The following is a 15,606-nucleotide window of genomic DNA, read 5'->3' on the forward strand; positions in this document are numbered from 1 at the left end:
GGCTTCATGGCGGAATTTCAAACGGTTACCCAGGCGACCCTCGATCGCGGCGCGGTCGGCAACGTGACGCGGGTCTCGGCCGGCGGAATGTGGCTGATCAGCACGGTTTCGCGGATCGAGCCACGCATTCCCCAGGTGATCGGCGACACGGGGGGCCGGGTCATCCTCGACCTGTCCGGCATCGAACGGATCGACACGGCCGGCGCGTGGCTGATCACCCGCATCCAGGGTGACCTGGAGGCGGTAGCCGATTCGGTCGAGCTCGAGGGCGTGTCGGACCCCGCCCGCCGGCTGCTGGCGGCCGTCGAGCGGGCCAAGGACATCACCGTCGAGACGCCGAAACGGCGCTCGATGTTTATTCTCCTCCTCGAGCAGACCGGCCGATCGACGGTCAATGCCGGTCATGACCTGACGCAGGGAATGGCGATCCTCGGCGGGGTGATCGGCGGGCTGCTCCGCGGTTTCGCGCGACCGTCGCGGTTCCGCTTCACCTCCATCGTCTATCATCTCGATCGCGCCGGCCTGCAGGCGGTACCGATCGTCGCGCTGATTTCCTTCCTGATCGGCGGGATCATCGCCCAGCAGGGCGTCTTCCAGCTCCGCTTCTTCGGCGCCGAGGACTTCGTCGTCGACCTTGTCGGCATTCTTGTCCTGCGGGAACTCGGCGTGCTGCTCACCGCGATCCTGCTTGCCGGCCGCTCCGGCAGCGCCTTCACGGCCGAAATCGGCTCGATGAAGATGCGCGAGGAACTCGACGCTCTCAAGGTCATCGGCCTCGACCCGGTCGAGGTGCTGATCATGCCGCGTCTGGTCGCGCTGATCATCGCGCTGCCGCTGCTCACCTTCGTTTCCGACATCTGCGGCCTGATCGGCGGCGCCTTCGTCACCTTCATCTACGGCGACATGGCGTTCGAGCGGTTCGTCCTGTTGCTGCGCGACGCGATCGACATGAGCACCCTGATGGTCGGCATCATCAAGGCGCCGTTCATGGGGCTGATCGTCGGGCTGATCGCGGCCAACGAAGGCCTGAATGTCGAGGGCAGCGCCGAGTCGCTGGGCCGCCGCACCACCTCCTCGGTGGTCAAGGCGATCTTCATGGTCATCGTCGCGGACGGCATTTTCGCCATCTTTTTCGCGGCAATCGACTATTGAGCATGAATACGAACGGCACCAATGGCGGAACGAACGGAGCGGGCGCCCGTGGCGACGTGGTCATCCGCGTCCGCGGCCTGACCGCCGGTTTCGAGGACACGACGGTCCTGGAGAATCTCGACCTCGACAGCTATCGCGGCGAGGTTCTCGGCGTCGTGGGTGCCTCCGGCACCGGCAAGACCGTGCTCCTGCGCACGATCCTCGGGCTGATCCCCAAGCGGGCCGGCACCATCGAGATTCTCGGCGTCGACCTCGAAACGGCCGATGCGGATGCCCGCGAGGCGATCGACCAGCGGCTCGGCGTGCTTTTCCAGCAGGGTGCGCTGTTTTCGTCGCTGAACGTGCTCCAGAACGTCCAGGTGCCGATGCGCGAGCATCTCAAGCTGTCGGCGCGGATGATGGACGAACTCGCCCGCCTCAAGATCGAGATGGTCGGCCTGCCGCCGGACGCGGCGACAAAGTTCCCGTCGGAACTCTCCGGCGGCATGACCAAGCGCGCCGGGCTGGCCCGGGCGCTGGCGCTCGACCCGGACATCGTCTTCCTCGACGAGCCGACCTCGGGCCTCGACCCGATCGGCGCCGCCGACTTCGACGAACTGATCGGCACCCTCAGCGAGAGTTTGGGGCTGACGGTCTTTATGGTAACGCACGACCTCGATAGCCTGCATACGGCCTGCAACCGAATCGCCGTGCTGGCGGACAAGCGCGTCCTTATCGAAGGCGCATTCTCGGATATGCTGGAATTCGACCATCCGTGGGTGCGCAGCTACTTCCGCGGCACCAGGGCGCGCGGGATAACGGCCTAGAGCGAGACCGGATGGAGACACGGGCAAGATACGCGGTCATCGGCGCTTTCACCCTTCTGGTGATCGTGATGGCGTTCGGCTTCGTCTACTGGCTTAAACGCCTGGACGAGACCGGCATCCGCACGACCGTGTATTTCGAGTTCCAGGGGACGGTCGGTGGCCTGGCGCCGGGCAGCGCGGTCTATTTCGCCGGCATCAAGGTCGGCAACGTCGCGACCCTCGCCTTCAACGAGCAGGATCCGAACGTGGTCATGGTCACCGCGGACGTACGTGAGGACACGCCGATCAAGGTCGATTCGCGGGCCGAGGTCGGCTCCAACCTCCTGACCGGCGTCGCCTATATCGAGATGTCGGGCGGCAGCCCCGGCGCCGAAAGCCTGTTCGCGGCGACGCCGCCCAAGATTATCGGCAGCCGGTCGGCGATCAGCGACGTCATCGGCTCGGCCAGCGCGACGATCGTCAAGATCGAGGGGATCGTCAGCCGCATCGACGAATTTCTCCAGAAGAACGAGGAAGCGGTTACCCAGACGGCCGCGAATGTCGAGAAGTTCACCGGCGCGCTGGCCAGCAACACCGACGGCGTCCAGGGCTTCCTCGCCAACGTATCCAAGATGTCGGATACCGTTTCCCAGCTTTCCAACCGCCTGGTCTCGGTCGTCGACAAGGCCGACAGGATCATTGGCGCCGTCGATCCGGATCGCGTCGCGTCGGTGGTCCAGAATGCCGACAGGCTGGTCGCCGGCATTGCGGATTCCACGACCGATATCAAGGACATCACCGGTTCGGCGAAGGAGATCGTCAAGGATGTCGGCGCGTTCTCCAAGGGGCTGAACACGACGCTCGCAGACGTCCAGAACGTCGTCGACGGGATCAATCGCGACAAGGTCGCGGCCGCCGTGGACAATATCAGCGCCTTCACCGATACCCTCAAGACGGCCGGACCGGACGTCGATGGCCTGATCGCCGATGCCAAGTCGGCGGTGGCGAGCGCCAAGGAGGTCGCGGCGAATGCCAGCACCTTCACGACCAACCTGAACGCCCGCAACGACGACTTGAACGAGATCATCGCCAACGCCAAGGACCTGTCCGAGCGGCTCAAGGGGACATCCGAGAAGCTCGATACGGTGCTCGTCAAGGCGAACGACTTCCTCGGCGGCTCGGGCGACGAGGGCAAGAACTTCTTTGCCGAGGCGACCGCGGCGGCCAAGTCGATCAGCCAGATCGCCGCCAAGTTCGATGCGCAGGCGGGGACGATCTTTGGCGGCGTCGCGGAATTCTCCGATCGCGGCCTGAAGGATATCTCTTCGCTCATCAAGGAATTGCGCGCTTCGGTCACCCGGATCGACCGGGCCGTTTCGGATTTCTCGAGCAATCCGGGCGGCGCGGTCTTCGGTGGCAATTCTGGTGTGCGCGAGTACAATCGTCGGTGAGGGGCGGGCGTGACACGGTGCGTTTGAGGGGGCCTGGTTGATACGACAGGAACGGTCCAAGAGGTGGTCGCAGCGACTGCCGCCTTTGGCGTTGGTGCTGCTGATGACTGGCTGCAGCCTGTTTCGCGGGCCGCCGCCGGAGACGTTCGAGCTCGTCGGGCCGAGTTCGGTGCCGACGACGTCGGGGACGGCTGCCCAGATCCTGATTCCAGAGCCGAGCGCGCTGAAGACCCTCGACAGCGAGCGGATCGTCGTCGCGACGGGGCCCCGGCTTTCCTATTATCCCGATGCCCAGTGGCCGGACCGGATGCCGAAGGTCTACCAGGCCAAGGCCATCGAGGCGTTCGAGAAGTCGAAGAAGGCGAAAGCCGTGGGACGGCCCGGCGAGGGCCTCAGCATCGACTATCAGCTGCTCACCAACATCCGCTCCTTTGAATACCGCACGGATGGCGCCGGGGGCGGCTTTGCCCATATCGAAGTGACGGCGAAGATCATGGACGACCGCAATGGCCGGATCGTCGCGGTGCGGACGCTGACCGGCGACGCCGCGGTTCACGAAGATTCTGCCGAAGGGGTGGTGGCCGGCGTCGATGCCGCCCTGTCCCAGGTGCTCATCGAACTGGTCCGCTGGACGCTCGGCGTTATCTGACCGCTTGCGGGTCATAGACGGCCCGGCGCGAAGCGGGCTGCCATTCACCAGAGACGCAAGGAAAAAGGGCGCCCCGCTGCCGCGGGAGGCCCTTTCCTGTTTGTGGCGGTGGCTCGGCTGACGAGCGTCAGTCGAAGCGGCCGCTGGCATGGGCAAGCATCGTGTAGACCTTGCCGGTATCCGAGATCAGGTAGCTCTTGTTCGCGTTCTTGTCGTTCTTGTTCTTGCGGGCGACCTCCGCCAGCAGCTTCTCGAAGTCCGAGACATAGCGGTCGACCGCCGTGCGGAACTTCTCGTCGCGCTGATACTTCTTGCGGATCTCGTCGAAGGTCTGCTGGCCCTGCAAGGTGTAGAGCCGGCGGGTGAACAGGTTCTGCTCGCCGCGACCGTGGCGCGCCCACAATTCGACGGACGCGTCGTGGTCGATTGCCCGGGCAATATCGACCGACAGGGCATTGAGCGGCTGGTCGGCCTCGACATTGGTCCCGTTGCCATTGACTCCCGGCGCGGCGGGCGTCGGTGCCGGATCGGGGCTGCCGCCTTCCTCGTCGCGTGAGGCGCGGCGGAGGAGGTCGGACACCCAGCCGCCTTCGGCCCGGGCCTCATCCTGTGCCGGTTCCGGGGCTGCTCCCGTCGGAGGAGCGGGCGGCGTTGCTGGCTGGCGAATCGGGGCCGGGCGCGGCTGCTGCGCCTGGGGTGCGGGTTGCACCGGCGGCGTCGCGGGGCGGGATACCTCCGCATGGCCATTGCCGTTCCCGTTGCCGACATGACGCGCCTGCGGGGCGGGGGGAGCGGCCGGAGGCGGGGCGGAACGCGCCGGGGCGCCACCCGCCGAGGCCGCGACGGCCGCCGCGGGCATCTCGATCTGATGGATCGGCGTAGCGCGCGCCTCGCCCAGCGACGGGCTGTAGACATCGAGCGTCTTGCCGTGGCGGGCGATGATGTCGGAGAGCTCCGACAGCGCCTTGATCTGGTCGCCAACCACCCGACGCATCGCCTCGGCGCTTTCGCGGGTTTCCTCCGGCATCTCGAGGACGCCGCGCTTCAGTTCCGCGCGGGTCTGGTCGAGATCGCGCTGGACCTCCTGCATGGCGCCGCGCATCTCCTTGGTCGCCTCCCCGAAGTTCTTGGCGGCCAACGTCACCGATCCGCTGATCTCCTCGATCAGGGCGGCATTGGCCATACGGATCGCCTCGGTCGCCTTGAGGCCCTCGGCGCTCGCCGTGCGGGACATGTTCTCGAAGTTGTCGATCACGCCCTTGGTCGCGCTCGAGGTGTTCTCGGTCAGCATGCGGCTGACCGCGGTTGCCCGTTCCTCGGCGGTTTTCAGCGTCTCGGCGATGATGCGGGTGAAGGACCGCATGATGCCGTCGAGTTCCTCGCTGCGGGCGCGCAGGCCCGAGGCGAGATTCTCGAGCGCCGGGCGCCGTTCCTCGACCGTGGTCTCGATCTGGCGATTGACCTCGGTGAGATGACGGGTGGCCTCGGTCAGCGACTGGCTCTGGACCTCGAAGCGCTTCACGACCGAAGCGACACCCTCGAGGATATTGTGCGAGACGCCGCCCAATTTCTCGACCTGGCTGCCAAGTTCGCCGGTCGAAAGCTGGGTGGTCTCGACGGCATGCTCGATCGACTTGGCGAATTCGGCCGACCGGGTGGCAAGCGTCGTCTCGATCTTGGCGAGGTTCTGCTCGGTGCCCGACAGGAGGCCGGTGAGGGTCTCGTTCGACCGGGAGAGGCTGTCGACGATGTCGGAGACGTCGCTGCGCAGCTTCTCGTTTGTGTCGGTGAACGTCTTGGCGACCCGCTCTCCGCTCTCGATGAGGGTGCGCGCCGCCTGATCGCTGCGGCTGACCACCATCTCGACGATGTCGTTGCCACGCTCGTCGAGGGTGCGCAGCAGCACATTGCCGCGACCGTCCAGCAGGGCGGCGAGTTCACCGCTGCGCGCGCCGAGCACGTCGTTGAATTCGCGGGTGCGAACCTCGATCGCCTCGGTGACGTTGGTCGCCCGTTCGCCGAGCGTCGCCTCGATCTCGTTGACCGCGCGTCCGACGACCGTGGATGCCTCGGAGGCCGAAGCCCGCAGCGCCTGGGCTGCATCGCCGGATTCCGCGATGAGCTGCTGGGTGACTTCGCTGATCGTCCGCCGCACTTCCTCCGCCACCTGATCGGACTTGGAGGCGAGGGCGGCCGAGATGGCATCGGCCCGTTCGGACATGACCTCGGCGAGTTCATTGGTGCGGGCAGCGAGCTGGCCGGTGACTTCGATCAGCCGGCCGTCGATGAGCGCCGCGAACTCCGTCTGGCCGCCGGTGAAGGTCTCGGCGATTTCCCGGGTCCGCTCGATCAGGGTCTGGTTGATCTGGCGGGACCGGTGATCGAGAGCCTCCGAGATGCGGTGCGAGCTGCTCTCCAGCGATTCCGACACGGTATCGATCTTGCCGCGAAGCGTATCGCCGAAATCGGCGAGGCGGGATGCCAGCGCCGTCTCCATCGACTGGGCCTGGGCGCCAATCGATGTGATCAGGGCAGGACCCTGTTCGCCGATCAGCGTGTTGATCCGCTCGAAGCGCTGATCAAGGCCATCGCCGAGTTCGCGGCTGTGGACCGTGATGACCTCATCGAACCGGTTTCCGGATTCGATGATCTTGTCGAAGATCGTCGTGCCGCGTGACTCGATCGCGTCGGCAACTTCATTGCCGGAGTTGATGATCTTGTCGAAGACCGTATTGCCGCGGCCCTCGATGGCATTGGCGACCTCGGTGCCCGAATTGATGATCTTCTCGTAGATCGAATTGCCGCGACCCTCGATGAGATCGGCGAGCTCGGTACCGGAGCTGGCGATCTTTTCGAAGATCGTGTTGCCACGGCCCTCGATGGCGTCGGCGACTTCGGTACCCGAGTTGATGATCTTCTCGTGGATGGAGACGCCGCGCGATTCGATGGCGTTGGCGACGTCGCGTCCGGAGGACAGGATCTTCTGGTGGATGGAGACGCCACGCGACTCGATGGCGTCGCCGACATGCTGCGTCGCCTCGACGATCGAGTCGTAGATCGCGGTGCCGCGACCTTCGATGGTCTCGGCGATCTCGCGGCTGGAGGAGAGGATCCGTTCGTGGATCGAGGCGCCGCGGCCTTCGATCTCGTTGGCGATCTGGCCACCGGATTCGACGATGCGCTGGTGCAGCGTATTGCCCTGCTCGGTGATGCGATCGGCGATCCGGGTGCCGGATTCGACGATCCGCTCGTGGATCGCACCCGCCCGCGAAGCGACGGTCTCGGCGATTTCGTTGCCGGACGCGATGATCGTCTCGTTGATCTTCATGCCACGGACGGCGATCGCCTTGGCAACCTCGCCACCGACGGAAGCCAGGCGCTGGGTAAGCTCCGCGCTGCGCTCATCGAAGGTCTCGTAGACCGCGGTCGAAGCCGAATCGATGGTCTCGCGGAGGGCGTTGGTGCGGCCCTCGATGAGGTTGGCCATCGCTTCGCCGGTCGAGGCGAGCCGGTCGTTGAGCTCGGTGCCGTTGACCGAGATCGCTTCGAAGATGCGATCGCCGGTGTTGGACAGCCGATCGGCGAGTTCGCCACCGCGAATGGTGATGGTCTCGGCAATGCGGGTTCCGGTGTCGTCCAGCTTGTCGTTGATCTCCTGGCCGCGAAGGGCGAGGTCGACGAGCAGCGAATCCGAGTTGCTCTTGAGCGCTTCATTGACTTCCGACACGTGGGTCGAAATCGTCTCGGCGGCCAGGTTGCCGGTCTCGGAGATCGAGCGGGTGATCTCCTCGGTGCGGCGGTCGAAGCTCTCGACGAGCTCGGTACCGACGCGGGCGAGAGTGTCGTTCACCTCGGCGCCGCGCTCGGCGATGGTGTCGGACACGGCGCGGCCGGTGGTCTCCAGGGTGTCGTTGATGTCGGCGCTGCGCGTCAGCAGGGCCTCGGTCACCTCGCCGCCGGTCGCGGCAAGGGACTCGGCGACGTCACTGACCGTCTCGGCCAGGCGGCTGACGAGATCTTCGCCGCGGCTGGCCAGCTGGTCGACCATGGTCTCGCCGGCGGAGGACAGGGCGCCGGTGATGTGATCGCCGCGCTCCGTCAGGGCGACGGTGATGCGGTTGCCGGCATGGGTGACGTTCTCCGCGATCGATTCGCTTGCCAGGCGCAGGTCCTTCGACAGCGACTCCTGGGCGCTGACGATTGACGTGCGGACGCGCTCCGAGTTGATGACGATCGCTTCACGCTGGCCGGCGAGATCGTCGATCAGCGAGCGCATCCGGGTCTCGTTGTCCGAATAGGACCTCTCAAGCGCCGAGACTTCGTTGTGAACGAGCAGTTCGAGCTCGCTCGCCCGGGCGAGGGCGCGTTCGATGCCGTCGCCGACAGCGGCGACTTCGCGCCGGATCGCCTGGCTGACGCTGACAACGGCGTCGGTGGCGATGTTCTCCGGCTCGGAAAGGCGAATGGCCACGTCGGAAATCTGACGGGCGACGATCTTCATCTCCTGCGACCGCCAGATCATCGAGGCGATCGCCCAGAAGAAGCCGATCGGGGCGAGCAGGAATATGGCGAAGTTCATCAACTGCGGCGAGTTGATGAAGTCGCCCTCGAACAGCGTGCCGCTCGACAACGCGATGCCGACGACCAGGACCGCCCAGATGACGGACAGGGTCATCGCCGTCGGATAGATCATCCGCGAAGGGCGGCGGGGGAAGGCGCCGGGACCGCCGGGCTGGCGCCGGTCGTCGTTGGCGGCGAAGCGGCCACGGGCGCGTTGCTCGGCAGCGCGGGGGCGCGCCGGCTGGGCCTTGGGCTCTTCGACCTGCGGTTGGGGCTGCGGCTGCGGGTCGGGGCGGCGGGCATTCTGCGCCCGGGGCTCTTCCTGCGGACGGCGCGCTTCCTCGCGACGGGGTGCGGCTTCCTCGCGACGCGGCGCTTCACCGCGACGCGGCGGGGCGGGCATCCTCGATGTCTCCGGTCGGCGATTGCGGGCCGCATCGTTGCCTTCGGGAGCTCGCGGCTCCGGCGGGCGGCGGCCGGGAGCGCGCTCGCGCTCCGGTTCCTCGGCCGCGCCGAAATCAAGCCTCAGGGCCTCCTCGACTGCAGACAGGGCTGCGTCGTTGGGGGTTTTTGCTCGCGGGTTCGTTGCCATTCTAATCGCCTCGCGCCGTACTCAATACAATGCCGGCCGCCACGCCGGGCAAACGGCCCGACAAGCGCTGGTACACACAATCCGGGAAAACGACAGGGACGACTGCCGCTGCTTTGCTCGCTCCCCCGGCGCAGCACAGTTTCCGCGCTCAGGACCGATTTCCGGTCCAGTTTGGCCTCATCTGTATGCCGCTAGTCCATCCTAGTGGCACATTGAAGGCAGCGGAACAAAAAACTGAGGCGACCATCCAGCTCTGTTAATTAAGTTCAACGATCCGGCGGAGGTCGTTCGCCGCGCTGGATAATCTGGCGCGCCTTCGTCCCGGAGGCCCGACGCGCCGCCGGGTCCGGACGGCCGGTTGGAATACATGCGACGGGCGAGACGCCGGCCGGCAACCGAGCCGAACCGCGCATGACCCGCAACTGCTTGGAATCCTCCATTTTTCCACAATTCCGAGTCAATTGATCGGCATGCAATCGGTGTCGGGCGGGGGCTCCGGGACGGCGCCGTGACGCGCCGAAACGGCAACGGACGGGCGACCGCCCGGCGTGTTCCGCCACTTCCGGCAAAACGGTCCGGACCCTCGATTCGGCGCGTTAACCATTTTTTAAGTTTGTTGGCCCGGCCGGGCGGACGGAGGCGTTTACTCGCCGTTTGGTGCTCACGGCTATGCTCGCCGGACACACGACCATCAGGACACCCCTATGTCATTGCATGACGCTCCGCCGGCAACCTCCAGGCGCAGGCTCGATGCCCATCGGCGGCCGCCGATCGACATGGAGCATCTGAAGCGCCAGACGTTCGGCGACGCCGAACTGGAGCGGCGGGTGCTGGCTCTCTTTTCACGGGAGGCCTTGCGACTGGTGGAAAAGCTCAAGACCACGGAGGCGATCGACCAGCGGCGCGAGGTTGCCCACGCGATCGTCGGGTCGGCGCGGAATGTCGGCGCATTCCCGATGGCCGACCTTGCCGCCCAGATCGAACAGTCGCATGCGCCGGTCGCCGGCCGGCTCAAGGCGCTGGAGCAATCGGTGGCCCGGACGCGCGACTTCATTTCGCAGTATCTCGGCGAAGGCTAGGAAAACCGGGAGCCCGACGTCGTCTTCGTTGTACGAAAACGGGCGTGGACTGGCAGGGCGGGGAAAAATCGCCTATATGGCGCCGCATTGTCCGGCGCGACGCGCGTCCTCCTCCCCAACCAGACCGGTGTAATGGCAAAGATCACGTATATTGACGCGGAAGGCGCCCGCTACGAGGTTCAGGCCGAGAACGGCTCGACCGTGATGGAAAACGCCATCAGGAACAGTGTTCCGGGCATCGAGGCCGAATGCGGCGGCGCCTGCGCCTGCGCGACGTGCCACGTCTATGTCGACGAAGCCTTCAAGGAGATCGTCGGCGAGCCGGAACCGATGGAAGAGGACATGCTGGATTTCGCCTATGACGTCCGGCCGACTTCGCGTCTGTCCTGCCAGATCCGGGTTCGCGACGAACTCGACGGACTGACCGTGACGGTGCCCGAGCGCCAGGGCTGAGCCCGGCCGCGCGCATGCGTCCGTTGCGTGGAGCGGGGATGCCGATGCGGCTGGCCGGAATCCAGGTTTCACTGACGCTTGCCATCGCGATTCTGGCAATGCCGACGGCACAGGCCGCGACCGAGGTCGGCGGCGTCAGCCGGGCGCAAGGATCATGCGTCGGCCTCAGCGACGGACATTGCGCCCGCTTGCTGCCGGCCTTCCGGTCCACATGGACGAAGAGATCACCACCGGCGAGGCGGCGCGCCTCGAAGTGACCTTCGACGAAGGGTCGATGCTGACGCTGGGCGCCCGGGCGCGGGTGGTCATTGATGCCTTCGTCTACCGGCCGGAAGCCGGCCTCGACCGGATGCTGCTTTCGAGCACCGGCCCGTTCCGCCTGGTGACCGGCGCCCTTGCCAGCCCGGCGACCCAGATCGACGTGCGGACACCGGCGGCCGTCATCGGCGTGCGCGGCACCGACTACTGGGCGGGGCCGATCGACGGCGTCTTCGGCGTTCTCGTCCTGGAGGGTGTCGTGACCGTGACCACCAATGCCGGCGCGGTCGTCCTCGACGAACCGGGCGAGGGCGTCAACCTCGAAGGGATCGACCTGCCGCCCGGACCGGTGACGCAATGGTCGGCGGACAAGGTCGATCGCGCACTGGCGACCGTCGCCTTCTGACGCCGGCGCCCGGCCTGCCGGCCTTGCGCCGGATCAACGCCGGGCGGCGGATAATCGTTTTTGCTCGCGTTCACGGATTGCTCGCAACAATCTTTCTTTGTTTTGCCGGGGCGAGCGGATATGTGTCCGCCAACACTGGAACGCGCGGGATTTTCGCTGTCATGAACGATGTTTCGATGAAGACTCTCGAGGCGACCGAGGTCATCGAGAAGGATGTGGTGATCATCGGGGCCGGGCCGGTCGGCCTGTTCGCCGTCTTCGAACTCGGCCTGCTGGATCTCAGCACGGCGCTGATCGACATCCTCGACAAGCCCGGCGGACAATGCGCGGAGCTTTATCCGGAGAAGCCGATCTACGACATTCCCGGCTATCCGGAGATCACCGGCGAAGGCCTGGTCGAGAAGCTGATCGAACAGATCAAGCCGTTCAACCCGTCCTTCCACCTCAACCGAATGGTCGAGAGCCTCGATCGCGAAGCCGACGGGCGCTTCCGGCTGACGACCGATGCGGGCGATACCTTCATCGCCAAGGTGGTGGTGATCGCGGCCGGCGGCGGGTCGTTCCAGCCGAAGCGGCCGCCGGTGCCCGGCATCGAGGCCTATGAGAATGCGTCGGTCTTCTATTCGGTCCGGCGCATGGAGGAGTTCCGCGACCACGACGTGCTGATCGTCGGCGGCGGCGACTCGGCGCTCGACTGGACGCTCAATCTCCAGCCGATCGCCAGGAGCCTGACGCTGGTCCACCGCCGCGACGAGTTCCGCGCGGCCCCGGACAGCGTCAAGAAGATGCATGCCCTGCTCGAGGCGGGGAAGATCGATTTCCAGATGGGGCAGATCAGCGCGCTTCAGGGCGACAACGGCCAGCTCACGGGCGCCACCGTCAAAAGCAAGACCGGCGAGACCAGCGTCGGCTGCACGCGGATGCTGCCATTCTTCGGCCTGACCATGAAGCTCGGGCCGGTGGCGAATTGGGGGATCAATCTCGAGGAGAACCTGATCCCGGTCGATACCGCGAAATTCGAGACGTCGGAGCCGGGCATCTTCGCGATCGGCGACATCAACACCTATCCCGGCAAGCTCAAGCTGATCCTGTGCGGCTTCCACGAAGGCGCGCTGATGGCCCAGGCGGCGGCCCATATCGTCGACCCCGACCGGCGGATCGTCTTCCAGTACACGACGTCCTCGTCGAGCCTGCAGAAGAAGCTCGGCGTTATCTGAGGGAAACCGGGCGGAGGGGGACGCCGCCTTCGGGGCGGCGAGCGCCTATTGCTTGGTGAAGACGATATCGCTGGCGACGAACTCGGACTTGGTCTTCGTATCCACGGTCCTTGAGACCGTCCGGTATTTGCCATCGCCGACCACCGTCTGGATGACGGCCTTGCCGGGCTTGCTCGAGCGCTTGTCGACGAAGTCGGCGTTCATCGTGATCTGGTCGCCGGATGCCTTGCCGGCGAACTTCACCGGGCCCTTGGTCGACAGCGATTCCAGCGTGCCCTGGTAGACACCGCCGCCCTTGGCTTCCATCGTGCCGGTGACCCGGCCGGAATTGGTCGCGACGGCGCAGCGGCCCTTCTGGGTGAGGACCGTGCCGCCCGAGGCGAGCGCGTTGGTGATCTTGCAGTAGACCATCTCCGGCTCGGCGCTGGGGCTCGACTTGAACGTGCCGCGGCCGACGAAATCGCCGGTCATGCGCGACAGGAGCGGGTCCTCGGCGGCCCATGCCGGCTGTCCCATCAGCCCGAAGGCAAGGGCGGCGAGGATCAGGCCTGAACCGGCGCGTCCTGCTTTGCGGGCTTTGAGTCCGGACTTGGTGTTTTCTTTTCGAACCATCGACTTGCTACTCCGGCCATGAGCGCCGGCAGGACCAGAAGGTCCGCTATGAGGGCGGCGGCGAGGGTAACTGCCGCCAGTTGGCCGAACAACCGTATAGTGGGCATTTCGCTCATAAATGTGGTCGAAAGGCCGGCGATGATAATGGCCGTCGTGCCGATCAGCACAGGGCCGATGTGACGCGACGTCTCGATCAGGCGGTCCGGCAGTTTCAACGCCGCACCGCTTGTCCTGTAACGGCTGAGGTAGTGAATCGTATCGTCGACTGCAATGCCGAAGGCCACGGTCAGCGACAGCACGCTGGTAAACTGCATGCCGTGGCCGCCGATGAACAGCAGCGCCCCGGTCGAGAAGATCGGCAGCGCGTTCGGCAAGAGGGCCACCGCGCCGACCCGCCAGTCCCGGAAAGCCAGCATGATGGCGCCAACGCCGGCGACGACCGCCAGGGTCAGGCTCCAGAAGAGGTTGCTGATCGTGCGATTGCTTTCGCGCGCGGTGAGCACGGTCACCCCGGTCATCGTCACGTCGGGGCCCCCGGCGCTTTGCGCGGCGGCCTCGATCTCGTCGACCAGCGGTTCGGTGTCCTCGGTCGTCATCTCGTGGATGTTGACCGTGACCAGCGAGGCGCCGTCGCGCCCGAAGAAGCGCGAGGAGGTCTCGGTCGGCATCTCCTCGGCAAGCTCGGTCAGCCGCCGGGATACGGCATCCAGGTTGTCGCCGCCATCGAGGTCGCCGCCGAGCCATTCGGCGACGCTCCACAAGGACAGGGGACGGTCGACGCCCTTGATCCCGGCGACTGCCTCATGCACGGCACGGATCTTCTCGAGGCCCTCGGGCGAGGTCGGCGAGATAGTGCCGATCGGCACGACGATCTGGATCGGAAAGGCGCCGTCAAAGAGCTTGTCGATGCGGCCGAGGGCGGCGTTGGCGGCATTGCTGGTCGGCAGATGCTCGCGCAGGGAATGCTGAGGCGGCACAGAGAAATACATCGTGCCTAGAACGACGACGAGAATGCCGGCGGTGATCGCGATCTTGCGGGCATGGGTGACGGCGAAACGGCCGATCGCCGCATTCGGCCGGCGCAGCATCGTCAGGAGGTTGCGGCCCGAATCGCGGGTCGGGTGCCAGAAACGGCCGACATAGATGGCGAGCAGGGTATGGACCGCCAGCACCAGCATGCCGCCGAGGATCGCGCCGATCGCGCCGATCCAGGCGAAGCGGCTGACGATCTCGACGTCCGAGAGGGTCAGCGACAGGAAGGCGATGGCGGTGGTGATCGCGGTCAGCATGCAGGCCGGGCCAACCTCTTCCTGGGCGAGGCGCGCGGCCTCCCTGGGGTCCGCTCCTTCCGCGCGATATCGTCGCCAGGCGTAGGTGAGGTGCATGGAGTCCGCATAGCCGAGGACCATGATCAGCGCCGGCACGACATTCGACATGACGGTGATCGACGTGCCCATCAGCCCGATCATGCCGAGCACGGCGCCACCGGCGAGGATCGCCGGAATCGCGGTCATCGCCGAGGCGACGAACGAGCGGAAAACGATCAGGCTCATGATCAGGCCGACAAGGACGCCGGCGGTGTTCAGGACGATCTGGTCGTGGATCAGCACGTCGACGATATCGAGGCGCAGGACCGGGAAGCCGCTGACCGTAACGTCCAGCCCGGTATCAGCCAGGGTATCCGCAGCAATCTGCTCGATCTCCTGGCGCATGGCCCGGGTAATGGCGAGGGGCGCCTTCGGTTCTTCCGGCGTCACGATGAAGTTCATCGCTTCGCCGTTGTTCGACAAGAGCTTGTTGCCGAACAGCGGATGAGCGCGGACTTCCTCCAGCAGTTCCGGCGTCAGGCCGGCCTCGGCTTTCGCGTCGTCGATGACAAGTGGGGCGTCACCGTTGGCGTCGGGCGCCAGGCGCAGGGCAAAGGCCGAGACGACGCTCTTCACGCCCTCGATGAACTGGAGCTCGAACTGGAAATCGCGGAGCTTGGCGAAGACGTCGGGCTCGCCCAGCCGCTCGCCCTCGACAAGGATCAGGAGCTCGTTCTCAGGATCGACGAAATCCTCGACGGTCTGGATATAGTCCTGGTAGGCGTCGGTGCCGCCGGCAAAGACGGCGCGCAGGTTCTGGTCGAAGGTCAGCTGGGTGCCGCCATAGGCGGTCAGCGCAAGCAGGCAGAGAACGACGAAGGCGGAGATACGCGGCCAGCGGAATATCGGCACGACCACACGATCGAGGCCGAAGCCGAGTGAACGCAATCCGGTATTCAATCCCGACCTCACGACGCCGCCGCGAAACGAGCGACCGGCCAGCGGTCAACGGGTGTTGGGGCGGAATTGTGACGGCGGCGCGATCCGGAGTCGGCGGTGGGTGCGACATGTTGGTCATGTAGCCG

At 65.8% G+C, this 15,606-nt stretch carries 11 protein-coding genes; 8 read left to right on the forward strand and 3 right to left on the reverse strand.

The genetic code is table 11. The annotated features are described in order from the left end of the window. The first annotated feature begins 6 nt into the window (after nt 1–6). From BLT60_RS15540 to BLT60_RS15555, 4 genes are all read left to right on the forward strand, one after another. A complete protein-coding gene (locus BLT60_RS15540; protein ID WP_090877593.1) occupies nt 7–1,152 on the forward strand; it encodes an MlaE family lipid ABC transporter permease subunit in 1,146 nt (381 codons plus the stop codon). Between the two features lie 2 nt (nt 1,153–1,154). After that, a complete protein-coding gene (locus tag BLT60_RS15545; protein WP_090877595.1) occupies nt 1,155–1,958 on the forward strand; it encodes an ABC transporter ATP-binding protein in 804 nt (267 codons plus the stop codon). Nucleotides 1,959–1,969: 11 nt separating this feature from the next. After that, complete coding sequence (locus BLT60_RS15550) at nt 1,970–3,388, forward strand: MlaD family protein (protein ID WP_090877598.1); 1,419 nt, start codon at nt 1,970–1,972, stop codon at nt 3,386–3,388. A 103-nt stretch (nt 3,389–3,491) separates the two neighbouring features. Then, nucleotides 3,492–4,037: an ABC-type transport auxiliary lipoprotein family protein gene (locus BLT60_RS15555; protein WP_139167858.1), complete on the forward strand. Its 546-nt coding sequence runs from the start codon at nt 3,492–3,494 to the stop codon at nt 4,035–4,037. 127 nt (nt 4,038–4,164) lie between these two features. On the opposite strand, the gene BLT60_RS15560 is transcribed toward BLT60_RS15555, so the two are convergent. Beyond that, nucleotides 4,165–9,000: an apolipoprotein A-IV repeat region-like domain-containing protein gene (locus BLT60_RS15560; protein WP_090877601.1), complete on the reverse strand. Its 4,836-nt coding sequence runs from the start codon at nt 8,998–9,000 to the stop codon at nt 4,165–4,167. Nucleotides 9,001–9,893: 893 nt separating this feature from the next. On the opposite strand from BLT60_RS15560, the gene BLT60_RS15565 reads away from it, so the two are divergent. The 4 genes from BLT60_RS15565 (at nt 9,894) to BLT60_RS15580 (ending at nt 12,602) form a co-directional block, all read left to right on the forward strand. After that, nucleotides 9,894–10,268, forward strand: coding sequence for an Hpt domain-containing protein (locus BLT60_RS15565; RefSeq protein WP_090877603.1), 375 nt, complete (start codon nt 9,894–9,896; stop codon nt 10,266–10,268). A gap of 132 nt (nt 10,269–10,400) precedes the next feature. Beyond that, nucleotides 10,401–10,721 (forward strand): 2Fe-2S iron-sulfur cluster-binding protein, encoded by a 321-nt coding sequence (locus BLT60_RS15570; RefSeq protein WP_090877829.1) that lies wholly within the window; start codon nt 10,401–10,403, stop codon nt 10,719–10,721. A 154-nt stretch (nt 10,722–10,875) separates the two neighbouring features. Next, nucleotides 10,876–11,385, forward strand: coding sequence for a FecR family protein (locus BLT60_RS15575; protein ID WP_090877604.1), 510 nt, complete (start codon nt 10,876–10,878; stop codon nt 11,383–11,385). A gap of 161 nt (nt 11,386–11,546) precedes the next feature. Further along, nucleotides 11,547–12,602, forward strand: coding sequence for an NAD(P)/FAD-dependent oxidoreductase (locus BLT60_RS15580; protein ID WP_244521291.1), 1,056 nt, complete (start codon nt 11,547–11,549; stop codon nt 12,600–12,602). A 45-nt stretch (nt 12,603–12,647) separates the two neighbouring features. Here the strand turns inward: BLT60_RS15580 and BLT60_RS15585 are convergent, their stop codons facing one another. Next, nucleotides 12,648–13,214, reverse strand: coding sequence for a hypothetical protein (locus BLT60_RS15585; protein ID WP_139167859.1), 567 nt, complete (start codon nt 13,212–13,214; stop codon nt 12,648–12,650). After that, entirely contained in the window at nt 13,145–15,469 is a 2,325-nt protein-coding gene (locus BLT60_RS15590; RefSeq protein WP_090877608.1) for an efflux RND transporter permease subunit, read from the reverse strand. Before BLT60_RS15590 ends, BLT60_RS15585 begins: the two co-directional genes overlap by 70 nt. Between the last annotated feature and the right edge of the window lie 137 nt (nt 15,470–15,606).

The sequence above is a fragment of the Bauldia litoralis genome (assembly GCF_900104485.1).
Taxonomy (GTDB): Bacteria; Pseudomonadota; Alphaproteobacteria; order Rhizobiales; family Kaistiaceae; genus Bauldia; species Bauldia litoralis.